The organism is Curtobacterium sp. Csp2, from assembly GCF_013347165.1.
The window spans coordinates 2,575,187-2,597,959 of the sequence record NZ_CP054593.1 but is presented as its reverse complement, the minus strand read 5'-3'; the positions used below and the strand labels follow the sequence as shown (position 1 = coordinate 2,597,959).

Sequence of the window (22,773 nt, the reverse complement as noted above, 5' to 3'; positions counted from 1 at the left end):
TGGTGCCGCGCCTCCCGTCCGGTGTGGGGTCGCGACCTAGGAGGTGGGCCGGTCCGCGACGGTGGGGTGGTCGTCGTGCGTCGCCGCGAACGCGGCGACGAGGCGGCGGAACTCCTCCGGCTGCTCCAGGTGGGTGCAGTGGCTGGCGCCGGGGAAGACGTGCTGGCGGACGTCGGCGATGCGCTCGACGAAGGGCTGCCAGGTGGCGGGGGTGGCCTCGTCGTGCTCGCCGGCGACGACCAGGGTGGGGACGGCGACCCGGTCGAGCCGGTCGACGATCGTCCAGTCGCGCATGGTGCCGATGACGTGGAACTCGTTCGGGCCGTTCATCGTGTGGTAGACCGTCGGCTCCTGTTCCATCTGGGTCTCGGAGTCGACGAAGTCCTGCGGCATGGGGACGACGCGGCAGACGTGGCGCTCGTAGAAGACCTGCGTCGCGGCGAGGTACTCGGGGTCGTCGACCGTGCCGGCCTGCTCGTGCCGGGTCAGGGCGTCCTGGACGTCCCCGGGCAGCTGCGCGCGGAGCTCGGCGGCGCCGTCGACCCAGAGCTGCATCGACGCGGGGGAGTTGCAGATCATCAGGCTGCGCAGGTGTTCGGGCTGCCGGACGGCGATCTCCGCGCCGAGCATGCCGCCCCACGACTGCCCGAGGACGTGGTGGTCGCCGAGGCCCAGGTGCTCGACGAGCGCGGCGTACTCGTCGACGAAGAGCTGCGGGACCCAGGTGTCGACGGGGGCGTCGGGACGGTGGGAGCTCCGGCCGCAGCCGAACTGGTCGTGGTGGACGACGGTCCGACCGGTCTCGTCTGCAAGGGCCGCGAGGTTCCGGAGGTAGTCGTGGGCCATGCCGGGGCCGCCGTGCAGCACGACGAGCGGCAGCGCACCGGGGGTCGGGGAGTCGGGTTCGGTGGCGCGGTACCAGGTGTGGCCGTCGCGGAACGGCATCGTGCCTTCGGTGATGCGGGACATGCCGCTCAGCATGGCTCCCGAAAAGGTCTGCTGCAAGACCTTTTCCGGTCCTTTAACGTGGACGAAACAGGACGGGAGGGGCCGACGTGGCGGAACGCGCGCCGGAGAGCCGGGTCGACGAGGTCGAGGACCGGCTCGTCACCGCGGTCGCCGTCGGGGAGTACCTGCCCGGGTCCCGGCTGCCGCCGGAACGCGAGCTGACCGGCCTGCTCGGGGTCGGGCGGGTCACCGTCCGGGCCGCCCTCGCGCGCCTGGTGGACCGTGGGCTCCTCGAGACCCGGCGCGGTCGGGGCGGCGGGACGTTCGTCCGGACGCAGTGGCCGGACTCGTCGTCCGAGGCGGTCGGGCGCACGATGACCGCGCGGTGGGCCGGCATCCGCGAGACCGCCGATGCGATCGCGCTCCTGCACGGTGCCCTCGCCACGGCGGCCGCCGAGCGGATCGCCGACGACGAGCGCGGGGCACTCCGCGCGCGTCTCGAGGACTTCCGGACCGCGGAGTCCGGGCTCGCGAAGCAGCAGGCCGACGCCGTGCTGCACCGGACGATCATCGACGCGGCCCGGAACGACGTGCTCGCTGCGACCCTGGCCGGGCTCGAGTCGCAGGTGTCGATCGCGGCGCCCGCACACCTCTGGGGGACCGCGGAGGGCATGGCCGAGATGGAGGCCCGGGCGCTCCGGGAGCACGAGGCGCTCGTCGACGCCGTGTGCGACGGGGCGACGGTGACGGCCGGTCAGATCGCGCGGCGGCACGTCGGGATCGACCTGGAGCTGCTCGAGCGGGCGATGCTGCGGGCGGGGCAGGTGCCCGCGCGGGGTCAGGGTGGGGTCGAGCCCTCGAGCCGCGCCTCCTCGGCGTCGTAGCCTGCGCGGACCTGGCGGAGTACCAGGTCGTCGATCTCGTCGGCGTCGCGGAGCCGCAGGAGGGTCGCCGCCTTGTGGCGGACGAGCGCGAGCTCGAGCGCAACGGCGGAGTCGTGGCGCTGCAGGGCCGGATGGTCCTCGTCCTCCTCGGCGCGGGCCTCGATGACGTCCAGGTGTGCCTCGTAGTCCTTCCGGATCCGCGCCACCGTCGCACGGTCGGCACCGGCAGAGCGTGCGAGTCGGGGGAGTGCGTCGAGCGCCTCCTCGATGGCCGTGCGCTCGGCGTGCCGCCGCTCCTCGCCGACCGACTCGTCCTCCGGCAGGGCCGCCCGACGGAGCACCGCCGGCAGGACGAGCGCCTGGCCGACGATCGTCAGGACGACGACGCCCGCCGTGACGAACACGATGAGGTCCCGCTCCGGGAACGCGCCCCCGGACTCGAGCGTGCGGGGGACGGCGACCGCCATCGCGAGCGACACCGCGCCCCGGAACCCGGCGAAGCCGCTCACGAGCCGGTCGCGGCGGTCCTCGCGGGGCTCCCCGCCGAAGCGCCGGGTGACGAGCCAGACCGTTCCACCGATCGTGCCCTCGAACGCGAAGCGCACGAGGACCAGCACGACCGAGACCGCGACCACGAGCCCGACGCCGCTCCACAGTTCGCGGGCGTCGAGCTCCCGCGCGGCCACCATGGCCTCGATGCCGACGAGCACGAACAGGGCGCCGTTGAGCAGGTACGTCAGGAAGGACCAGAACGCGCGGACCTGCTGCCGGGTTTCGGCACGGTCGAGCTTCGGTGCGACCTGGCTCACCACGATGCCGGCCGCGACGACCGCGAGCACGCCCGAGGCGCCGATCGCCTCGGCGCCGAGGAACGCCGCGAACGGGACGAGCAGCGTCACGAGGTTCTCGAGCACCACGGTGTCCACCCGGCGCAGCACGAGCGAGCCGAGCCACGCCGCGAGGAGCCCGGCCGCGACCCCGCCGACGTAGGAGAGCACGAGCATCCACGAGACGCTCCAGAACGTCAGCTGCTGGGTGCCCACGGTCACGGCGACCGCGATGCCGTAGACCACCAGGGTCGTGCCGTCGTTGACCAGGCTCTCGGCGCGGAGCACCGTGACGTTGCGACGGGGCAGCATCTTCGTCAGGACGCCCACCGCCGTGGCGTCGGTCGGGGCGACCGCGGCGCCGAGCACCCACGCCGGCCCCCACGGCATGCCGAGCAGGTGCAGGAGCGTGGCGACGACCCCGGCCGTCACGACGACGAGCACGGTCCCCATCAGGACGATCCCGCGGAGGTTCTTCCGGATCTCCCGGAGCGAGGTCGTCAGGCTCTCCCAGTACAGCAGCGCCGGCAGGAACAGCAGGAGCACGGCGTCCGCGGGGAGCTCCACCGTCCCGAAGGTCGGCACGAGCGCGAGCAGCGCACCGATCACGAGCAGGAGCACCGGCGGCGCGACGCGGATGCGGTCGGCGACGGCAGCCGTCACGGCGATGGCGAGGCCGAGGGCGACCACCAGTTCAGGACCGAGCACGTGTCTCCTCGAGGTTCGTCCGACCTGTCAGTCAACTCCGGACGTGCTGCTGGATCTTCCCGATCCGCGTTCCGGGGGGTGCTGCGTCGAGCCCGCGACGATTCTTGGAGGAGTCTTGCGCGACCCGCCCTACCGTCGGGGCACCGCCGAAGCCCGCCTCCCTGCGGAACGGCTCGCCCCGACGAGGAGAACACCATGTCCCACTCGCCTGTTGTGCCGCTGCGCTCGCGGACGCGCTCGAACAAGGTGCCCGACCCGACCGCGTCGTTCTGGATCATCAAGGTCCTCGCCACCACCGTCGGTGAGACCGCGGCGGACCTGCTCAGCGACACCGTCGGTCTGGGGCTGCCACGCACGACGCTGGTCATGGCGGTCGCGCTGGCCGTGTTCCTCGTCCTCCAGTTCCGGTCGCGCTCCTACCGGCCGCCGGTGTACTGGATCACCGTCGTGCTCATCAGCATCATCGGGACCTGCGTCACGGACGACCTCACCGACGGCCTCGGTGTCCCGCTCGCGGTCAGCACCACCGTCTTCGGTCTCGCGCTCCTGGCGGTCTTCACGATCTGGTACCGGGTCGAGGGCACCCTCTCGATCCACGGCATCGACACCGTGCGGCGGGAGGCGTTCTACTGGCTCGCGATCCTGTTCACGTTCGCGCTCGGCACGGCAGCCGGTGACCTCATCGCCGAGCAGACCGGGCTCGGGTACTTCCCGTCCCTGCTGCTCTTCGCCGGCGCCATCGCCCTGACCGCAGCGGTCTGGTTCATCGGCCGCCGCGGTGCGGTGCTCTGCTTCTGGATCGCGTACGTCCTCACCCGCCCCCTCGGCGCGTCCACCGGCGACCTGCTGTCCGCGTCGCCGCAGGACGGCGGCCTGGGCATCGGCACGATCACCACGAGCATCGCGTTCTTCGTCGTCATCGCAGCGATCATCAGCGTCCTCGTGATCCGGATCCGCCGCGACGACACCCAGCAGCGCAGCCGCCTCACCGTCTGACCCGATCCGCCGGTGTCGCCGTCCGTTCGGGTGACGACGGCACCGGCCCTGCACCTCGTGAAAGGCACATCGTGCTCTCCACTCTCCCGCTGGCCGTGAGCCTGTTCGACGCGGCGTCCGTCCTGCACGCCTTCGGCCCGTACGTCCTCGCCGGGATCGCGCTGCTGATCTTCATCGAGTCCGGGGTCCTGTTCCCGTTCCTGCCCGGCGACTCCCTGCTCGTCACGGCAGCGATCATCAGCAGCACCCTCGGTGTGGCCCCGTGGCAGGTCGCCGTCGTCGCGTCCGTCGCCGCGATCGCCGGGGACCAGGTCGGCTGCTGGATCGGGAAACGCTACGGACGGCGCCTCTTCAAGGACGACGCCCGCATCCTCACGACCGCCCGCCTCGACGAAGCGGAAGCGTTCTTCACCAGGTGGGGCGGCCTGAGCCTGGTGCTCGGACGGTTCGTCCCCATCGTCCGCACCTACGTGCCCCTCGCTGCGGGCACCGCGCAGATGCACTACCGCCGGTTCCTGCTGTTCAACCTCATCGGCGCGATCTCCTGGGCGTGCGGGTTGACCGTCGTCGGCGTGCTCCTCGGCGGCATCCCGCTCGTCGCGCACAACATCGACGCGCTGATGATCGTCATCGTCCTCGTCTCGATCCTCCCGATCGTCATCGGCGCCCTCCGAAAGCGCCACCTCGCCCGCAAGCGGCGCGAGGCGGCCGCTGAGGCCTCCGAGCCCGCCGGACGGACGGCCGGCGACCGATGAGTGACGCGACCGCAGTGCAGAACCGGGTGCCTGAACCCACGGCGTCGTTCTGGGTGATCAAGGTCCTCACCACCGCGATGGGGGAAGCGCTCTCCGACTTCCTCGTCACCCGGTTCGACCCGGTCCCGACCGTGTTGACCACCGCGGTGCTCTTCACCGCGGTCCTCGCCGCGCAGCTCCGAGCAGACCGGTACCGGCCCTGGCTCTACTGGGGCACCGTGTCCATGGTGGGTGTGTTCGGCACCATGGTCGCCGACGTCACCCACGTCGCACTCGGCGTCCCCTACCTGGTGTCCACCCCGGTGTTCCTCGCGGCCCTGGTCGCCGTCTTCGTCCTCTGGCGCCGCATCGAGGGCACCGTCGACGTCCACACGATCACCAGCACCCGCCGGCAGCTGTTCTACTGGGCCGCTGTCATCACGACCTTCGCGATGGGAACTTCGGCCGGCGACCTCGCCGCCAGCACCCTCCACCTCGGGTTCCTCAGTGGCGGCCTCGTCTTCACGGCCGCGATGCTGATCGTCGTCCTCGCTCGCGCCGGGACCGTGCTCGGACCGGTCAGTGGGTTCTGGACCGCCTACGTCCTCACCCGTCCGGTCGGCGCGTCCTTCGCCGACTACGTCGCCGTCCCGCGCGGCCGAGGCGGCCTCGACATCGGCACCGGGCTCGTCAGCGCGGTCCTCGTCATCGCCATCGCGTTCGCAGTGGCCTGGACCACGACGCAGCGGGCCGGCTCGATCGGAGCAGCCTCCTCGCGCTGACCGCCCGTCGAACCGGCGACCTCGCAACACGCAACGTTGGCGGTTCCTCGCAGCGGAGTACCGCTGCGGGGAACCGCCCACGTTGCGTTCCGCGGAGGGGGAGGAGGGTCAGTCGTGGAACGTCTCGATGGACGCGCCGAGCGAGTTGAGGCGCTCCTGCAGCTGCTCGTACCCGCGGGCGATGATGCCTACGTTGCGGAGGACGCTCTCGCCCTTCGCCGCGAGCATCGCCAGCAGGATGACCACCGCGGGACGCAGGGCCGGCGGGCAGCTGACCTCGGCACCGGAGAAGTGCGTCGGGCCGGTGACGTCGAGCCGGTGCGGGTCGCGCAGGGTCACGCTGGCGCCGAGCCGGGTGAGGTCGAGCAGGTGGATCGCCCGGCCTTCGTAGACCCAGTCGTGCACGAGCGTCGTGCCCTCGGCCATCGCCGCGATCACGACGAAGAACGGCAGGTTGTCGATGTTCAGGCCGGGGAACGGCATCGCGTGGATCTTGTCGATCGGCGCGTGCAGCTCCGAGGGGTGGACCGTGATGTCGACGAGGCGGGTCCGACCGTTCGCGGCCGAGTACTCCTCGCTGACGTCGAAGCGCAGGCCCATCTCGGCCAGGGTCGCGAGCTCGATCTCCAGGAACTCGATCGGTGCGCGTGTCACGGTCAGGGTCGAGGACGTGACGATGCCGGCGGTCAGCAGGCTCATCGCCTCGACCGGGTCCTCGCTGGGCCAGTAGTCCACGACCTCGTCGATCCGGCTCTTGCCCGTGATCCTGAGCGTCGTCGTGCCGATGCCCTCGACCTGCACCCCGAGGAGCTCGAGGAAGAAGCAGAGGTCCTGAACCATGTAGTTCGGGCTGGCGTTCCGGATGGTGGTCACACCGTCGCGGGCGGCGGCGGCGAGGATCGCGTTCTCGGTCACGGTGTCGCCGCGTTCGGTCAGGACGACGGAGTGCGCCGGGACGTCCCGGTTCGCGACGCCGACCTCGTACCAGCCGGAGGTCGCCTCGACGTCGACTCCGAAGGGGCGCAGTGCGATGAGGTGCGGCTCGACGGTCCGGGTGCCGAGGTCGCAGCCGCCGGCGTAGGGGAGTCGGAACGACCCGTACCGACCGCTCAGCGGGCCGAGGAACATCAGCACGCTCCGGGTGCGGCGCGCGGCGTCCGCGTCGATCGCGTCGAGGTGCAGGTCCGACGGCGCGACGATCTCCAGGACCTCGCCGTCGGGCGACCAGGTGACGGTCGCGCCGAGGCTGCGGAGCACGTCGATGATGCGGTCGACCTCGACGATTCGCGCGACCCGGTGCAGCCGGGTCACGCCACGGTTCAGCAGCGAGGCGCAGAGCAGCGCGACTGCGGCGTTCTTGCTCGAGTTGACGGCGATGGAGCCGCTGAGCTTCCGTCCGCCCTGCACCCGCAGGTGCGAGCGCTGCGGCGCGCCGCCGATCGACACGATCTGCTGGTCGAGCGCCTCGCTGATGCGCGTGAGCATCTCGAGGGACAGGTTCTGGCCACCCTGCTCGATCCGGTTGATCGCGCTCTGGCTGGTCCCGACGCGCTCGGCGAGCTGCGACTGGGTCATGCTGCGTCCCTTGCGGGCGCCGCGGATGAGCGCGCCGACCTCGCGCAGGGGCGCGGTGGCCGCTGCGGGAGCAGCCGGGTCGGCGGGCGTGACGACGGTGGTGGTGTCGGACATGGGCGTCACGCTAACACGCTCATGAGATAAAACAGGGGACATCACGGGGCTGACTCGCAGGAACGGATCGGGAATAACTCGTCCATGAGAACTTGGGCGACGGGTGTGGTGCGGCTCCTAACGAGGTCGGTACCTCCGCCGATAGCCACCGGTGCAGGACCACGGACGGGCCTGCATCCCGCCCCACGGACGGCGGCGGGACGATCGAGAACCAGGACGGGCCATGATCGTCGTCACACGACTCAACGGCAGCGCCTTCGCTGTCAACCCGGACCTCGTGGAGCGCATCCAGGAGACGCCGGACACGACCCTCATCATGGTCGACGGGGCGAAGTACATCGTCCGCGAGTCCATGACCGAGGTGATCGACCTCGTCGCCGCGTACCGCGCCCGGATCGTCGGGATGGCGTACGGCACCGACGCGCAGTCCGTCCAGAACGCGGGCGGTCCCCACTCCCTCGCACCCGTCGCGGCCCTGCCGAGCAGGCCGACCGACGCCCGCGCGGACGGGGGGCGCTGACGTGGACATCGCGACCATCGTCGGCATCCTCGTCGCCTTCGGCGCCCTGTTCGGCATGGCGCAGATGGAGCACGTCGAGCTCGCCGGACTCTTCCTGCCCGCCCCGATGCTGCTCGTGTTCGGCGCGACGATCGGCTGCGGCATCGCCAGCACCACCCTGAAGGACGCGATCGCCGCGTTCAAGGCGGTGCCGAAGGCGTTCACGGGCAAGGTCACGCCGCCGCAGGCCGTCATCGACGACGTCGTCGGACTCGCCGAGACCGCCCGCTCGAACGGTCTGCTCGCGCTCGAGCAGGAGGCCGACAAGCACGACGACCCGTTCATGAAGAAGGCGCTGCAGAACATCGCCGACGGCACCGACGGGGACGAGCTCCGGATCCTGCTCGAGGACGAGATCGAGTCGAACGCCGCACCGCTGCGGAGCGCGAGCGCGTTCTTCATGGGCCTCGGCGGTTTCGCTCCGACGGTCGGCATCATCGGCACGGTGGTGTCGCTCACCCACGTCCTCGCGAACCTCGGCAAGCCGGACGAGCTCGGCCCGCTCATCGCGAGCGCGTTCGTCGCGACGCTCTGGGGTCTGCTCACCGCGAACTTCCTGTGGCTCCCGTTCGGCGGCAAGCTCAAGAAGCTCGCGCAGCTCGAGTCGGACCGCCAGACCCTCCTGATGGAGGGGCTGCTCGCCGTGCAGGCCGGCAGCCAGCCCCGCCTGCTCGGCGAACGCCTGACCGCGATGGTCCCGCCGACCGCCCGCGGTGACGCGAAGGGCGGCAAGGGCGCGAAGGGCCGGGCGTCGGCGGACGTCGACGACCAGCAGCTGGCGGCCTGACCGTGAGCGCGAACCCCCGGGGCCGCGGACGCGGTCGGAAGCGCGGCGGCCACGACGAGGCCGAGCACCCCGACGAGCGGTGGATGGCGTCCTACATGGACATGATCACCGTCCTGATGTGCATGTTCCTCGTCCTGTTCGCGATGTCGTCGGTCGACCAGCAGAAGTTCATCGCGCTGAAGACATCGCTCGCGACCGGCTTCGGCGAGGTCAAGTCCGACAAGATCGACACCGCGTCCGGCACGGTCGTGTCGAAGTCGCAGGTCACGAAGGACGGCAAGGGCTACGCGACCGACAAGTCGAAGGCCGACCACTCGACCGCGGCGTCCGGCGCGAAGGACACCAACGTCGACCCCGCGTCCACGGTCGTCCCGCCGGTCGCGTCGAAGGCCGACCTGGCCGCCGCGCAGCACGAGTTGGACGACCTCAAGGCGATCGAGTCGGCGATCCAGGGCAACCTGGACAAGGCCGGCGAGCAGGCGAACGTGCAGTTCACGGTCGACGCCCGCGGGCTCACGGTCCGGCTGATCGGCAGCGAGACCTACTTCGGCACGAACAGCGCCGACCTCTCCGACCAGGCGCGGCGGATCATGGACGCCATCGCGCCGGTCCTGCGGACGAGCAACCACGACGTGAGCGTCGAGGGGCACGCCGACCAGCGGAACTCGACCGCGCCGTACGCCACGAACTGGGAGCTCAGCGCCGCCCGGGCGACGGGCGTGCTCCGCGACCTGGTCGAACGTGGCGGGATGCCCGGCGAGCACGTGCAGAGCGTCGGCTTCGGGTCGAGCCGCCCGCTCGCGAAGGGTGACTCGGACGCCGACCTCGCGCTCAACCGCCGCGTCGACATCGTCGTGCTGTCGAACGCGGACCAGGACGTCAGCAGCCTGATGCCCGCGCTCGCGACCGCGCAGGACGGAGCACGCGCCGCCGGCTGACACACGACGAGCGAACACATGCCGGAGCGCCCCGGCGCAGCGGCACAGCGGGATGGCAACCGACGAGGCGCACGCGCCCCACCGGCCCCAGTCCGGGGGCCAGCACTGACGCGCGCCCTCCGGCGGCCGACAGACGCACCCGTGACCGAGACCCTGCCAGCGCCCGAGGTGTACGACTTCGCGCGCCCGTCGACGCTCGCCCGCGAGCACGCCAGGGTCCTCGAGCTCGCCTTCGAGACCTTCGCCCGGCAGTGGGGCACGCAGCTGACCGCCAAGGTCCGCGCGGTCAGCCAGGTCACCTGCGAGCAGGTCGAGATGACGACGTACGACGAGTACGCCGCGTCGCTGCCGGCCCTGACCGGCATGGTGCTCCTGCCGATCGCCGGCATCGCGCCGAAGGGCGTGCTGCAGGTACCGCTCGACGCCGCCCTGACCTGGGTGTCGCACGCCCTCGGCGCCTCGAAGCCGCTGCCGACCCCCGACCGCACCTTCACCCCGATCGAGCAGGCGCTCGTCCGGAAGATCGTCGAGGACGCCCTCGACGACCTGCGCTACTCGTTCGGCGGGCTGCTCACGCACGAGGTCGCGACCGGCGGCTTCCAGTTCAACAGCCAGTTCGCACAGGCCGCCCAAAAGGGCGACCTGATGATCGTCGCCTCGTTCGCGATCCGCGTCGGCGACCGCGTCGCACCGGGGACCCTCGCGCTGCCGGCCGAGGCGCTCCTGCCGCAGCTCGGCGAGGACACCTCGAGCGTCACCGCCGCCGACGCGAAGGCCCTGCTCGACGCGCAGCTCGCGGCGGTCCCGGTCGGTGTCAGCCTGCGCTTCGCGCCGGCCACCGTGCTCCCCGCCCGGGTCCTCGGCCTCGCGGTCGGCGACGTCCTGCCGCTGCCGCACCCGCAGCACCGCCCCCTCACCATCGCCGTCGACGGCGAGCCCGTCGGCACGGCCGCCGTCGGCGCGAACGGATCGCGCCTCGCCGGCATCGTCGTCACGACCACCACGGAGCAGCACGCATGACCACGACCACCCTCCACACCGCAGCCGCCGAGTCGCTCGCGGCGCAGCTCCCGACGGCGGCCCCCCTGTCCGCGGTGGCACAGCCTGGAGGCGCGCCCGCGGTCGTGCTCGAAGCGGCTGCCGACGCGGTGGTCGCGTCCTTCGTCGGCGGCCTGTCGGCCGACCTGGCCCTGGTGCTCACCGACCTGGAGGCCGTGGTCGCCGCCGGCGGAACCGACCACGGGATCGTCGCGGTCACCGACGTCCTCCGCCCGTCCCTCGAGGCCGCCGCCGAGGTCCTCGGCGTCGGGGTCCTCGGCGAGGCCCGCCGCGAGTCGGCCGCGTCGCTGTTCGCCGACCCGGAGACGGTCGTGTTCGCACTGACCGCCGGCGGCGTCCCCGGCGGGTGGTTCGGCCTCCGCGTCCGCGAGAACGGTACCGTCTCGGCCCCGGCCGCCACGCCCGCCGTGCCGACCGGGAACCTCGGCCGGATCAACAACGTCGAGATGACGCTGACGGTCGAGATCGGCCGCACGCGCATGTCCGTCCGCGACGTGCTCGGCATGGAGCCGGGCGCCGTCGTCGAGCTCGACCGCAGTGCCGGTGCCCCCGCGGACGTGCTGCTGAACGGCCGACTCATCGCCCACGGCGAGGTCGTCGTCGTCGACCAGGACTACGCGGTCCGCATCACGAAGATCCTCGACGTCGCCGAGAGCGTCTGAGTCCGGCCGTGGACACGCTCGTCATCGTCCTCCGCGTCGCCCTGTCGCTCGGCGTCGTGCTCGCCCTGATGTGGGTGCTGCACCGCCGCGTCTCGAAGGGGCAGCTCGGCCGACCGAAGGCCCGCGGCCGCCGCGCCGCGTCCGTCGAGGTCGTCGGGCGCACCGGCATCGGGGGCAAGGCGAGTGTCGTCGTGGTCGACGTCGAGGGGGAGCGTCTCGTCCTCGGCGTGTCCGAGCACGGGGTCGCGCTGCTCACGAGCGGACAGGCACCCGCGCCGGAGCCCGAGCTCGCGATCGTCACGTCCGCCGACCGGTTCCGCGCCGAGCTGGAGCAGCAGGACGACCCCGCCACGATCCTCCCGGTCGGTGCAGCCGACACGACCGAGGTGACGGCGCCGCTGCCCATGCGTCCGCGCAACCGGCGTCCGCAGCGCACCGTCGTGCCGACCAGCCGTCAGCTGCAGGGTTCGATCCTGTCCGCCGACACGTGGCGGCAGGCCGCGGCGGCGCTCCGCGACCGGCGGGCCGGGTGACCGCCGCACGCGGCGGCCGCCTCGTCACGCTCGTCCTGCTCGGCGCGGCGGTGCTCGCCGGCCTGCTGCTCCTGGACCCGACCGGCGCGCACGCCGCCGGGGTCGTCCAGCCGAGCGCCCCCGCGACGCCCACCCCGCCCGCGACCGGGGACTTCAGCGTCAGCGTGAACGGTCCGGACGGCAGCCCGTCGTCGGCCGTGGTGACGCTCCTCGGCATCACGCTCCTCAGCGTCGCCCCGGCGCTGCTGCTCATGATGACGTCGTTCACGAAGATCTTCGTGGTCCTCGCGATGACCCGGAACGCCCTCGCGCTCCAGGGCATCCCGCCGAACCAGGTCCTCGCCGGACTCGCGCTCTTCCTGTCGCTCTTCGTGATGGCGCCGGTGCTCGGGCACATCAACGACGACGCCCTGCAGCCGTACCTGGCGGGGCACGTCGACTTCGCGACGGCGGTCGAGGTCGGGACGAAGCCGCTCCGCACGTTCATGCTGCACCAGACGCGCGAGGAGGACGTGGCGCTCATCACCCGCGCGGCCGGTCAGCCCAACCCGAAGGACATGGACGCCGTCCCGATGACGACCGTGATCCCGGCGTTCGTGATCTCCGAGCTCCGCAGCGCGTTCATCATCGGGTTCGTCATCTTCATCCCGTTCCTGGTGATCGACCTCGTCGTGTCCGCGGCGCTCATGTCGATGGGCATGATGATGCTCCCGCCGGTGATGATCTCGCTGCCGTTCAAGATCCTGCTGTTCGTGCTCGTCGACGGGTGGGGGCTCATCATCCAGTCGCTCATCCAGAGCTACCAGGTGGTGCACTGATGAACCAGCAGGCCGTCATCGACCTCACGCTCCAGGCGCTCCTGGTGTCGGCGAAGCTCGCCGCCCCGGTCCTCGTGACCTCGCTCGTCGTCGGGTTCGCGATCTCGCTGTTCCAGTCCGTGACCCAGATCCAGGAGGTCACGCTCTCGTTCGTGCCGAAGGCCGTCGCCGTCGCGATCGCCCTGGTCGTCTGCGGCAACTGGATGATCTCGGAGATGGTGGCGTTCACGCACGTCGCGTTCGACATGATCCCGAAGCTGCTCGGGAGCGGCTGATGGACCTCGTCGTCGACGGCGCGCGGCTCGAGGCCACGATGCTCGCCGGGGTGCGGCTCGTGGCGTTCTTCGTCATCGCGCCGCCGTTCTCGTACCGGGCGTTCCCGGCGACGATCAAGGTCGGCCTCGGGCTCGCCCTGGCGATCGGCCTCGCGCCGCACGTCGGCGCCGGGTACGTCCAGGCGGACACCGGGGCGTTCCTCCTCGCCCTCCTCACCCAGCTCGCGGTGGGGCTCGGGCTCGGGTTCCTGGTGTTCCTCGTCTTCGCCGCCGTGCAGTCCGCCGGTGCGCTCATCGATCTGTTCGGCGGCTTCACCCTCGCGCAGGCGTTCGACCCGCAGTCCCAGGTGAACGGCGCGCAGTTCACCCGGCTGTTCCAGATGGCGTCCCTCGCGCTCCTGTTCGCCAGCGGGGGCTACCAGCTCATCGTCGGCGGACTCGTCCGGTCGTTCGACGCGGTGCCCCTCGTCGGCACCGACGGTGCACCCGGCACCTTCGCGGTCGGGTCACTCGCGGCGCTGCTCGTCACCGCGATGTCGCAGATGTTCCTCGCCGCGCTGCAGATCGCCGGCCCGCTCGTCGTCGTGCTGTTCCTGGCGGACGTCGGACTCGGCCTGCTCACCCGGGTCGCACCCGCGCTGAACGCCTTCCAGATGGGCTTCCCGATCAAGATCGGGCTGACCGTCGTGTTCGCCGGCGCGCTCTTCATGGCCCTGCCCGCGGTGGTGTCGTCCCTCACCGGGAACGCCGTCGCCGCGATCACCGGGCGGGGGTGACGGCGTGTCCGACGGCGGCAGCGGGGAACGGTCCGAGCGGGCCACCCAGAAGCGCATGCAGGAGGTGCACCGGAAGGGGCAGCTCGGCCGGTCGCAGGACCTCGGCGCCTGGGTCGGGATCGCGACGGCGGCGCTCATGATGCCCGCCGCGATCGGCAGTGCCGCCTCGGCCGGGCAGGAGCAGCTGCACGTCGTGCAGCGGGTGATCGCCGACCCCACGACCGCCACGGCGCGGCAGGCGCTCGTCGACGCGTTCGCCTCGATCGGGGCGACGCTCGGCCCGATGCTCGGCGTCGTCGCGGTCGCCGTCGCGGCGGTGTCCGTCGCGCAGGGCGGGGTGCACTTCCGTCGGATGACCCCGCAGCCGGACCACTTCGACCCGGTCGCCGGGATCAAGCGGGTGTTCGGCGTGCAGGCGCTCTGGAACGGGATGAAGGCGCTGCTGAAGACCGCGGTCGTCGGGCTCGTGCTCTGGTTCGCCGTGCAGTCGCTCGTGCCCGTGCTCATGACGAGCGGCTCGCTGCCGCTGTCCGCGGTGCTCGACGCCGCCGCGGCCGGCACCGGGACGCTCCTGCGCGCCGCCGTCGCCGCGGGGCTGCTCCTCGCCGCGGTCGACGTCTTCGTGGTGGTCCGGCGCAACCGGAAGCGCACCATGATGACCAAGCAGGAGGTCAAGGACGAGTCGAAGCACAGCGAGGGCGACCCCCTCGTGAAGTCGCAGCGACGCTCCCGCCAACTCGCGATGAGCCGGAACCGGATGGTCGCCGCGATCGGTGACGCCGACGTCGTCATGACGAACCCGACCCACTACGCCGTCGCGCTCCGCTACGAGCCGGGGAAGTCCGCTCCGCGGGTGACCGCGAAGGGTGCCGGGCCGGTCGCCGACGTCATCCGCGCCAGGGCCGAGGAGGCCCGGGTGCCGATCGTCCGCGACGTCCCGCTCACCCGGGCGCTGCACGCCGCGTGCGAACTCGGCCAGGAGGTCCCGGTCGACCTCTACACGCCCGTCGCCCGCGTCCTGTCGTTCGTGATGGCGCTCAAGGCCCGCGGTGCCGCGGCGGGCACGCACGCCGCACCCCGTCCGACCACCCCGGCCGAGGTCGCCGCCGTCCTCGACCCCGCCACGCTCAGCGGCGACCTGCGTCCGCGCCGGCTCCGCCCGTCCCGTCCCGCCGCCGACGCGGCACCCACCCCGTCGTCGTCCGCGACCTCCGATCCGCAAGGGGTACCCGCATGAACCGCAAGGACCTGCCGAAGCTCGCCGTCCCCGTCTTCATCGTCGGGATCGTCCTGCTCCTGATCCTGCCGGTGCCGTCGTTCCTGCTCGACGTGCTCATCATCTGCAACATCCTGCTGGCGCTCGTCATCCTGCTCACGACGCTGTTCGTGAAGAAACCGCTCGACTTCTCGGTGTTCCCCTCGCTGCTCCTCGTCGCGACGCTGTTCCGGCTCGGCCTGAACGTCGCGTCCACCCGGCTCGTGCTCGGGCAGGGGTTCGCCGGCGACGTCATCCAGGCGTTCGGCCACGTCGCGGTCTCCGGGTCGGTGATCATCGGCGCGGTCGTGTTCCTCATCCTCGTGGTGATCCAGTTCGTCGTCGTCACGAAGGGTGCCGAGCGCGTCGCCGAGGTCGGGGCGCGATTCACCCTCGACGCCATGCCGGGCAAGCAGATGGCGATCGACGCCGACCTGAACGCCGGCCTCATCACGGACGCCGAGGCGAAGGAGCGCCGCGCGGCCGTCTCCGCCGAGGCCGACTTCTACGGCGCGATGGACGGCGCATCGAAGTTCGTCAAGGGCGACGCGATCGCGGGCATCCTGATCATCGTCATCAACCTCATCGGCGGCATCGCGATCGGCATGCTGCAGAACGGCCTCTCGATCACCGACGCCCTGTCGAAGTACGGCATCCTGACGATCGGCGACGGACTCGTCACGCAGATCCCGGCGCTCCTGATGGCGGTCTCGACGGGCATGATCGTGACCCGGTCCGGCGCGGAGACCGAGATCGGCGCCTCGGCGACGAAGCAGCTGACCCAGTCCCGCAACGCGCTGATGATCGCCGGGGTCGCCGCGATCGCGATGGGCTTCATCCCCGGCATGCCGATCGTCCCGTTCCTGCTGATCGGCGCCGGCCTGCTGTTCGCCGGATGGCGACTCGCCCGGCAGGCGAAGCGCGAGGAGCAAGCGGCCGAGCAGCAGCAGGCGCTCGAGGCCGCGGCGCCCACGTCGGACAGCCCCGAGGACCTGCTCGAGCAGATGCGCGTGCACGCCCTCGAGATCCTGCTCGCCCCCGACCTGGTCGACATGGTGTCCGGCGCCTCGGACGACCTGCTCGGTCGGGTCCGCGCGCTCCGCCGGAAGATCGCCGTCGACATGGGGATCGTCGTGCCGCCGGTCCGGACGCGGGACAGCATCGACCTGCCGCCGGCGACCTACGCCATCCGGATCGCCGGCGTCGAGGCCGGCCGGGGGACCGCGCCCGCGCGGAGCGTCCTCGCGCTCGGCGACCAGCTGGACGGACTCCCCGGCGCGGTGACGGTCGAGCCGGTGTTCGGGCTCGCCGGCAAGTGGGTCCCCGCCGAGCTCCGGCACGCGGCGGAGATGACCGGGGCGACCGTGATCGACCGGGTCTCCGTGCTCGTCACCCACCTGCAGGCCGTGATCGGGGACAACGCCGCACGGCTGCTCACCCGCGAGGACGTCAAGGTCCTCACCGAGGGCGTCAAGCAGGTGAACCCGGCCGCGGTCGAGGAGCTCGTCCCCGGCATGCTCTCGCTCGCCGAGGTGCAGCGCGTGCTCCAGGGGCTGCTGTCCGAGCGTGTCCCGATCAACGACCTCGGCCGGATCTGCGAGGCGCTCACCCTCCGTGCCAAGGTCTCGACGGACCCCGAGGGACTCGTCGAAGCCGCCCGCGCCGCCCTCGGTCCGGCCCTGCCCGCGCGCTACGCCGAGGACGGCACGCTCCGGGTGATCATGATCGACCCGCTCCTCGAGCAGTCGATGCTCGAGGGGCTCCGGCCGTCCGAACAGGGCACCCAGATCGTGCTCGACGCGCACCGCATCGAGCAGGTCCTCGGTTCCCTCCGCGACGCCGTGCGCTCGGTCGAGGAACAGGGGCTCTCCGCCGTCCTGGTGTGCGCCCCGCAGCTCCGCCCGGCCGTGCACCGCATGGTCTCCGCGCAGGCGAACGGCCTGCCGGTGCTGTCGTACCAGGAGGCCACCGCCGCGGGCTCCACCATCGAGACCGTGGGGGTGGTCCGTGCCGCCGACCCGATCGCTGCGTAGGGGCCCGACGCTCGAGGCGGTCCGCGAGGCCGTCCGCGCCGAGTTCGGCACCACCGCCCGCATCGTCTCCGCCGAGCGCGTCACGTCCGCCGGCATCGGCGGGCTGTTCCGCCGCGCCCACGTCGAGGCGGTCGTCGAGGTCGCCGACCCGACCACCCCGCCCGTCGCGCGGGTCGCGATCGCGGACGGTCCGGTCGTGCGGGTCGGCATCGCCGCGCTCCTCGCCGACGCCGAGGCGGCCGAGGACCGCATCGCCCGCTCCGACGGCACCGCGACGGCGCGGGCCGACGCGTTCGCGTCGGTGCTCGACGGGTTCGTCGCGGACGGGATCGCACCGCGCGGAGCTGCCGGGGCCGGCCCCGAGCCGGACGCGGGCTTGGTCGACGGGGGCGGGTCGCGCCTCCAGGACGGTGCCGGCGACCAGCCTGGAGGCGCGGTGCCACCGGTCCTGTCGGCCCCCGTCGTGCCGGCGGTGCGGTCCGCCGACGGCGACCTGGTCCTGCTGGTCGGCCGACCGACCGACGTCGACGCAGCGGCCGGCGTCTTCGCGATGCGGCACGCGCTCCAGCCGACCGACGCCGCGGACCGGCGGGCCGGGATCCTCGCCCGCGCGGCCGGCGTGCAGGCCGGGCACGCGCTGCTCGGCGTCGCCGCGTGGGACGACGTCGCGACGACCGAGGGCCTCGCGCCGGACCAGGTGTGGGTCGTCGTCGACGTCGGCCGGAAGCACGAGGACACCGTGGCGATGGTGTCGGCGGTGGCGTCGCGCACGCCCGTGGCGGGCATCGTGGCGATCGGCGCGGGGGAGACCGCCACGCCGGAGTCCGTGCACCGGTTGGGGGTCCCGGTCCTGTCGCTAGGCTGACGGGGTGCTGGTACTCACGCGGAAGGTCGGCGAGCGGATCCTCGTCGGTGACGACGTCGTCATCACGGTGCTCGACAGCCGCGGGGACGGCGTGCGGATCGGCATCGACGCACCGCGCGGGGTGAAGATCCAACGCGAGGAGGTCGTGCGCGCCGTCACCGAGGCGAACGCCGAGGCGGCGGCTGCCGCCGCGTCCGCCGGTGCCGCGGGGCCGGACGACGCCGAGGCGCGGCTGCGGGCGGCGCTGGGGCGCACCGCGCCGGACCCCGACTGAGGCGCTCCGCGCCGGACCCCGACTGAGGCCCGGCGCAGCCGCGGCTCCGACTGGGATCCCGCCGCCTGCCCTGGCTGCGGATCGCTACGGCCGGGGCTTCTTCTCCTGCTCTGGAAGGCGTCCGGCGGCGGCCTCGGCCGCGAACCACGCCGCTGCCTCCTCCTGCCGGGCACGCTCCTCGCCGAGGGCGATCGGCGCCCGGACGTGCTCCGGCTCGTAGCCGAACGACTCGATCAGCTGCGGGACGATCGGTCGGATGCGTGCGACGAGCCGGTCGACGTACGCCGACACCGCGCGACCGCGCTGGGCCGACAGCCGACCGTGCAGCAGGTACCAGTCCAGGTGCTGCTCGAGCAGCCCGAGGGCGAACAGGTCGCGCAGCCAGACCAGCGTGCGTCGGGTGTCGCCGGGGGCGACCTCCTCGATCGCGTCCGTGAACGCCTCCCACTGCATGAGCTCCGCGTGCGCCTTCGCCGCCTCGATCAGCTCGTGCTGCGAGCGGTTCAGGAGCTTCGCCGCCTTCGCTCGGTCCTTGCCGGCCGAGGCGAGCCGCAGTCCGATCTCGGTGACCATCGTGTCGACGCGGCCCTGGAGCAGGTCGCGCTGCGTCCGGGGGTCCTGCAGGTCGGTGACGGAGGCCGCGAGCGACCCGCGGTCGGCGACGGTCTGCCGGAGCCGGCGCAGGCCGGACGCGTCGGCGAGCTTCGCGGCCGCCTGGGCGGCGACGAAGCGGGCCGTCGACGCCGGGTCGCGCGGGGCGCGGGCGCGGAAGTCGGTGAGGAGCCGCTTGCCGACGAGCTGCAGCAGGATCGTGTTGTCGCCCTCGAACGTCACGTAGACGTCGAGGTCGGCGCGGAGACCGGTGAGGCGGTTCTCGGCGAGAAACCCGGCGCCACCGCAGGCCTCGCGGCACTCCTGCAGGGTCTCGAGCGCCGACCAGGTCGACATCGACTTGAACGCCGCGGCCTGGGTCTCCAGGTCCTCGCGGCGCTGCGGGGTGTCCTCGCGCCCGCTGAACACGTCGTCGAACGTGCGCAGGAGCTTCTCGTGCGCGAACGACTGCGCGAACACCGTCGCGAGCCGGGGGATCAGGCGACGCTGGTGTCGGCCGTAGTCGAGCAGGACGCCCTCGTCGCCGGCGCCCGTCGGGAACTGCCGTCGCTCCATCGCGTAGGTCAACGCGATCTGCAGCCCGATCTTCTGCGCGACCACGGCCGCACCGTCGAGCGAGACCCGACCCTGCACGAGGGTGCCGAGCATCGTGAAGAAGCGGCGTCCGGGCGAGGCGATGGGGGAGCTGTACGTGCCGTCCTCGGCGACGTCGCCGTACCGGTTGAGCAGGTTCGTGCGGGGGACCCGGACGTGGTCGAACCAGAGCCGGCCGTTGTCGATGCCGTTCAGGCCGCCCTTGACGCCGTCGTCCTCGCCGCCGACGCCGGGCAGGAAGGCACCCTCGTCGTCGCGGAGCGGCACGTAGAAGGCGTGCACGCCGTGGTCGACGCCCGCGGTGACGAGCTTCGCGAACACGACGGCCGCCCTGCCGTGCAGGGCCGCGTTGCCGATGTAGTCCTTCCACGCACCGCGGAACGGCGTGTGGATCTCGAACTCCTGCGTCGCCGGGTCGTAGGTCGCCGTCGTCGCGATGCTCTGGACGTCCGAGCCGTGCCCGGTCTCCGTCATGGCGAAGCAGCCGGGCACGTCGAAGCGGATGATCCCCGGCAGGAACTCGCGGTGGTTCCGCTCGGTGCCCAGGTGGTGCACGGCCGAGCCGAACAGTCCCCACTGCACGCCGGCCTTGATCTGGAGCGACGGGTCGGCGGTGGTCAGCTCCTCGAACGCAGCGAGGTTGCCGCCGTGGTTCTCCTGCCCGCCGAACTCGAGCGGGTACGGACGCTGGATCGCGCCGGCGTCGACCAGGATGCGGAGCTGCTCGAGCGCACGGGCACGGTGCTCGGGGACCGGCTGGCCCTCGATCTTGTGCACCGCGGGGTCCTTCGTCAGTCGACGGGAGATACGGCGGTCCTCGGCCCACCGTCCGAGCAGGAGCTCGCCGAGGAGCGTCGTGTCGATGCGGACGTCGGTGTCCGTCGAGCCGACCGGGGTGCCGGCCGCCGGGTCGCCGGCGGCGCTGGCGTTCGGGGCCTCGGTCGCCGGGGCTGCGGTCGTCGAGCTGGGGCGTGCGGGGGCGGTGTCGACCATGCGTGGAGCCTTCCTGAACTGCTCTGTCCGTGTTGCAGAACCCACGCTAGGCACCGCTACCGACAGTCGTGCGAACGCCGTGTCCGCCGCACAAGACCGTCGCGCTGCCCGGCGCGCGCGTGGTGGGAACCCTCCAAAACGCGCCGGAGGGATTTTGTTCGCACCCCTGCTCGATTCGGCCGTCGTCGCGAGCGCGGGGCACAGTGGACGGATGTCCAGCACCACCGCACCCGACTCCCGGGAGCACAAGCGCACCTTCTTCGGGCAGCCGTTCGAGCTGTCGACACCGTTCGCGGTCGAGCTCTGGGAACGGTTCTCGTTCTACGGCATGCAGGGGATCGTCCTCCTGTACATGTACTACACGGCGTCGCAGGGCGGCCTCGGCATCAGCGAGGGAATCGCCACCGGCATCATGGGCGCCTACGGCGGCGCGGTGTACCTGTTCACCATCGTGGGGGCGTGGGTCGCCGACCGGCTCGCGGGCGCGGACCGGACCCTGTTCGGCAGCGCGATCGTCGTGATGGCCGGGCACGTGGCACTGGCGCTCGTCCCGGGGGTCGCCGGGGTCGGGATCGGCCTGGTGCTCATCGCGCTCGGGTCCGGTGGGCTCAAGGCGACCGCGACCACCATCGTCGGCGGGCTGTACAGCCGCGACGACCCCCGGCGCGACGCCGGCTTCTCGCTGTACTACCTCGGCGTGAACCTCGGCGCGTTCGCCGGCCCGCTGCTCACCGGGTTGCTGCAGAGCACCCTCGGCTTCCACTTCGGCTTCGGACTCGCGGCGATCGGCATGGCCGCGGGGCTCGTGCAGTACGCGATCCGCCGTCCGAAGCTCCCGGACGCCGTCCGGCACGTCACGAACCCGGTCGACCGTCGTCGGCTGCCCCTGCTCGGCGGGATCGTCGCCGTCGTGCTCGTGCTCGTCGTGGTGTCCGTCCTGACGGGGCTCCTGACCGTGCGGAACCTGCCGACCGTCGTGGTCGCCGTCGTGGTCGTCGCGACGATCGCCTACTTCGTCGTGATCCTGTCGAGCGGACTCACCGCCGACGAGCGGTCCCGCGTCGTCGCCTTCATCCCGCTGTTCATCGCGAGCGCGGTGTTCTGGTCGCTGTACCAGCAGCAGTTCACCGTCGTCACGGTGTACTCCGACCAGCGCCTGGACCGGTCGTTCTTCGACTGGACGATGCCGGTCTCGTGGATCCAGTCGATCAACCCGGTGTTCATCATCGTGCTCTCCGGCGTCTTCGCGGCGATGTGGACGAAGCTCGGTGCCCGACAGCCCTCGACCCCGACGAAGTTCGCGCTCGGCACGGGCATCATGGGCATCGCGTTCCTGCTGTTCCTGCCCTTCGTCGGCACCGGGGAGAACGGCACGCCGCTCGTCGCCCTCGTCGCGATCCTGCTCGTCTTCACGCTCGCCGAGCTGCTGCTCTCACCCGTCGGGCAGTCCGTCGCGACGAAGCTCGCGCCGCCGAAGTTCCAGACGCAGATGGTCGCGCTGTTCTTCCTCTCGGTGTCGCTCGGCACCGCGGTCACCGGTGTCCTGTCGGCCTACTACGACCCGACGGACGAGGCCCCCTACTTCACCGTGCTCGGCCTGGTCGCAGTCGTCGTGGGTGTCGTGCTGCTCCTGCTCGCGAAGCCGGTGCTGAAGGCCATGCGGGGCATCCGGTAACCTGGAGCGGACCAGCCCGACCCCGTCACCACAGGAGTCCACCATGCTCGAACTCATCGCAGGCGTCATCATCGGCATCGGCGTCCTCGGGGGCATCGGCTTCTGCATGGCCGTCGCCGCGATGATGAAGAGCGGCTCCGAGGAGTACTAGGCCGCTCGCCGCCCCGGGACCCGTCGCGGCCCGGGGTCACTCCGCCGGTTCGACCGGCACCAGTTGACGACCCAGGACGGTCGCGCGCTCGAACGGGCCGCGGCCGTCCTCGGTGTGTACGGGCTCGTCGAAGGCGACCACCCACGTGCGCTGGACGCCGCCGAGCTGGTTCCCGCCCGGCGCCACGACGACCCCGACGGGCTCGCCGACCCAGCGGTCCCCGCCGCGCTCCGACGGGACGACCCGGACGAGGGCGCCGATCCCGATGCCGCTCCCGCTCCCGTTGCGGCTCCCGTTGCCGGAGGCGTCGTCGGGCCGGGGGCGGGGAGGTCGTCGTCCGAACACC

At 72.0% G+C, this 22,773-nt stretch carries 23 protein-coding genes; 18 read left to right on the top strand and 5 right to left on the bottom strand.

All coding sequences use genetic code 11. The features are described 5' to 3' along the window. Window positions 1-36 precede the first annotated feature (36 nt). Window positions 37-969 carry a proline iminopeptidase-family hydrolase gene (locus HUN59_RS12565; protein WP_254629871.1) on the bottom strand — a complete coding sequence of 311 codons (933 nt, stop codon included), beginning with the start codon at window positions 967-969 and terminating at the stop codon, window positions 37-39. Between the two features lie 86 nt (window positions 970-1,055). Between HUN59_RS12565 and HUN59_RS12560 the strand changes: the two genes are divergently transcribed. Continuing rightward, window positions 1,056-1,832 (top strand): FadR/GntR family transcriptional regulator, encoded by a 777-nt coding sequence (locus HUN59_RS12560; protein ID WP_174778530.1) that lies wholly within the window; start codon window positions 1,056-1,058, stop codon window positions 1,830-1,832. Here HUN59_RS12560 and HUN59_RS12555 read toward each other — a convergent pair. Then, window positions 1,787-3,367 (bottom strand): Na+/H+ antiporter, encoded by a 1,581-nt coding sequence (locus HUN59_RS12555; protein WP_144801261.1) that lies wholly within the window; start codon window positions 3,365-3,367, stop codon window positions 1,787-1,789. The genes HUN59_RS12560 and HUN59_RS12555 overlap by 46 nt on opposite strands. 195 nt (window positions 3,368-3,562) lie before the next feature. Here HUN59_RS12555 and HUN59_RS12550 point away from each other — a divergent pair, with 195 nt between their 5' ends. The 3 genes from HUN59_RS12550 to HUN59_RS12540 all read left to right on the top strand — a co-directional run bounded on the left by HUN59_RS12550 (window position 3,563) and on the right by HUN59_RS12540 (window position 5,879). Continuing rightward, window positions 3,563-4,363 carry a COG4705 family protein gene (locus HUN59_RS12550; protein WP_174778529.1) on the top strand — a complete coding sequence of 267 codons (801 nt, stop codon included), beginning with the start codon at window positions 3,563-3,565 and terminating at the stop codon, window positions 4,361-4,363. Window positions 4,364-4,434: 71 nt separating this feature from the next. Beyond that, window positions 4,435-5,118 (top strand): DedA family protein, encoded by a 684-nt coding sequence (locus tag HUN59_RS12545; RefSeq protein ID WP_254629870.1) that lies wholly within the window; start codon window positions 4,435-4,437, stop codon window positions 5,116-5,118. Between the two features lie 26 nt (window positions 5,119-5,144). Further along, a complete protein-coding gene (locus tag HUN59_RS12540; RefSeq protein WP_217483548.1) occupies window positions 5,145-5,879 on the top strand; it encodes a hypothetical protein in 735 nt (244 codons plus the stop codon). A 108-nt stretch (window positions 5,880-5,987) separates the two neighbouring features. Here HUN59_RS12540 and HUN59_RS12535 read toward each other — a convergent pair whose 3' ends face one another. Further along, a complete protein-coding gene (locus tag HUN59_RS12535; RefSeq protein WP_254629869.1) occupies window positions 5,988-7,568 on the bottom strand; it encodes a helix-turn-helix domain-containing protein in 1,581 nt (526 codons plus the stop codon). Between the two features lie 223 nt (window positions 7,569-7,791). Between HUN59_RS12535 and HUN59_RS12530 the strand changes: the two genes are divergently transcribed. The 13 genes from HUN59_RS12530 to csrA all read left to right on the top strand — a co-directional run bounded on the left by HUN59_RS12530 (window position 7,792) and on the right by csrA (window position 18,402). Continuing rightward, complete coding sequence (locus HUN59_RS12530; RefSeq protein WP_141861452.1) at window positions 7,792-8,088, top strand: flagellar FlbD family protein; 297 nt, start codon at window positions 7,792-7,794, stop codon at window positions 8,086-8,088. A gap of 1 nt (window position 8,089) precedes the next feature. Further along, window positions 8,090-8,914, top strand: coding sequence for a motility protein A (locus HUN59_RS12525; protein ID WP_058740398.1), 825 nt, complete (start codon window positions 8,090-8,092; stop codon window positions 8,912-8,914). A 2-nt stretch (window positions 8,915-8,916) separates the two neighbouring features. Then, window positions 8,917-9,852: an OmpA/MotB family protein gene (locus HUN59_RS12520; protein ID WP_144801255.1), complete on the top strand. Its 936-nt coding sequence runs from the start codon at window positions 8,917-8,919 to the stop codon at window positions 9,850-9,852. A gap of 141 nt (window positions 9,853-9,993) precedes the next feature. Further along, a complete protein-coding gene (locus tag HUN59_RS12515) occupies window positions 9,994-10,872 on the top strand; it encodes a flagellar motor switch protein FliM (protein ID WP_141861453.1) in 879 nt (292 codons plus the stop codon). Then, complete coding sequence (fliN, locus tag HUN59_RS12510) at window positions 10,869-11,573, top strand: flagellar motor switch protein FliN (RefSeq protein WP_174778527.1); 705 nt, start codon at window positions 10,869-10,871, stop codon at window positions 11,571-11,573. Before HUN59_RS12515 ends, fliN begins: the two co-directional genes overlap by 4 nt. Before the next feature lie 8 nt (window positions 11,574-11,581). After that, window positions 11,582-12,106, top strand: a complete 525-nt coding sequence (locus HUN59_RS12505) for a FliO/MopB family protein (RefSeq protein ID WP_174778526.1) — start codon at window positions 11,582-11,584, stop codon at window positions 12,104-12,106. After that, window positions 12,103-12,924 (top strand): flagellar type III secretion system pore protein FliP, encoded by an 822-nt coding sequence (gene fliP / locus HUN59_RS12500; protein ID WP_174778525.1) that lies wholly within the window; start codon window positions 12,103-12,105, stop codon window positions 12,922-12,924. The genes HUN59_RS12505 and fliP overlap by 4 nt, the downstream gene beginning before the upstream one ends. Continuing rightward, window positions 12,924-13,199, top strand: coding sequence for a flagellar biosynthesis protein FliQ (gene fliQ / locus HUN59_RS12495; RefSeq protein WP_174778524.1), 276 nt, complete (start codon window positions 12,924-12,926; stop codon window positions 13,197-13,199). Before fliP ends, fliQ begins: the two co-directional genes overlap by 1 nt. After that, on the top strand, window positions 13,199-13,975 hold the full coding sequence (locus HUN59_RS12490; RefSeq protein ID WP_174778523.1) for a flagellar biosynthetic protein FliR: 777 nt from the start codon (window positions 13,199-13,201) through the stop codon (window positions 13,973-13,975). Before fliQ ends, HUN59_RS12490 begins: the two co-directional genes overlap by 1 nt. Before the next feature lie 4 nt (window positions 13,976-13,979). Continuing rightward, window positions 13,980-15,212 carry an EscU/YscU/HrcU family type III secretion system export apparatus switch protein gene (locus HUN59_RS12485; RefSeq protein WP_174778522.1) on the top strand — a complete coding sequence of 411 codons (1,233 nt, stop codon included), beginning with the start codon at window positions 13,980-13,982 and terminating at the stop codon, window positions 15,210-15,212. Further along, entirely contained in the window at window positions 15,209-17,263 is a 2,055-nt protein-coding gene (locus HUN59_RS12480; RefSeq protein ID WP_174778521.1) for a flagellar biosynthesis protein FlhA, read from the top strand. Before HUN59_RS12485 ends, HUN59_RS12480 begins: the two co-directional genes overlap by 4 nt. Beyond that, window positions 17,238-18,128, top strand: a complete 891-nt coding sequence (locus HUN59_RS12475) for a hypothetical protein (protein WP_174778520.1) — start codon at window positions 17,238-17,240, stop codon at window positions 18,126-18,128. Before HUN59_RS12480 ends, HUN59_RS12475 begins: the two co-directional genes overlap by 26 nt. Window positions 18,129-18,132: 4 nt before the next feature. After that, window positions 18,133-18,402, top strand: a complete 270-nt coding sequence (gene csrA, locus HUN59_RS12470) for a carbon storage regulator CsrA (RefSeq protein WP_058740408.1) — start codon at window positions 18,133-18,135, stop codon at window positions 18,400-18,402. An 84-nt stretch (window positions 18,403-18,486) separates the two neighbouring features. On the opposite strand, the gene HUN59_RS12465 is transcribed toward csrA, so the two are convergent. Further along, window positions 18,487-20,601, bottom strand: coding sequence for an acyl-CoA dehydrogenase family protein (locus HUN59_RS12465; protein WP_174778519.1), 2,115 nt, complete (start codon window positions 20,599-20,601; stop codon window positions 18,487-18,489). 211 nt (window positions 20,602-20,812) lie between these two features. Between HUN59_RS12465 and HUN59_RS12460 the strand changes: the two genes are divergently transcribed. Then, complete coding sequence (locus HUN59_RS12460; protein WP_144801239.1) at window positions 20,813-22,276, top strand: peptide MFS transporter; 1,464 nt, start codon at window positions 20,813-20,815, stop codon at window positions 22,274-22,276. Between the two features lie 187 nt (window positions 22,277-22,463). Here the strand turns inward: HUN59_RS12460 and HUN59_RS12455 are convergent, their stop codons facing one another. Next, window positions 22,464-22,772 carry a hypothetical protein gene (locus HUN59_RS12455; RefSeq protein ID WP_217508169.1) on the bottom strand — a complete coding sequence of 103 codons (309 nt, stop codon included), beginning with the start codon at window positions 22,770-22,772 and terminating at the stop codon, window positions 22,464-22,466. Window position 22,773 lies beyond the last annotated feature (1 nt).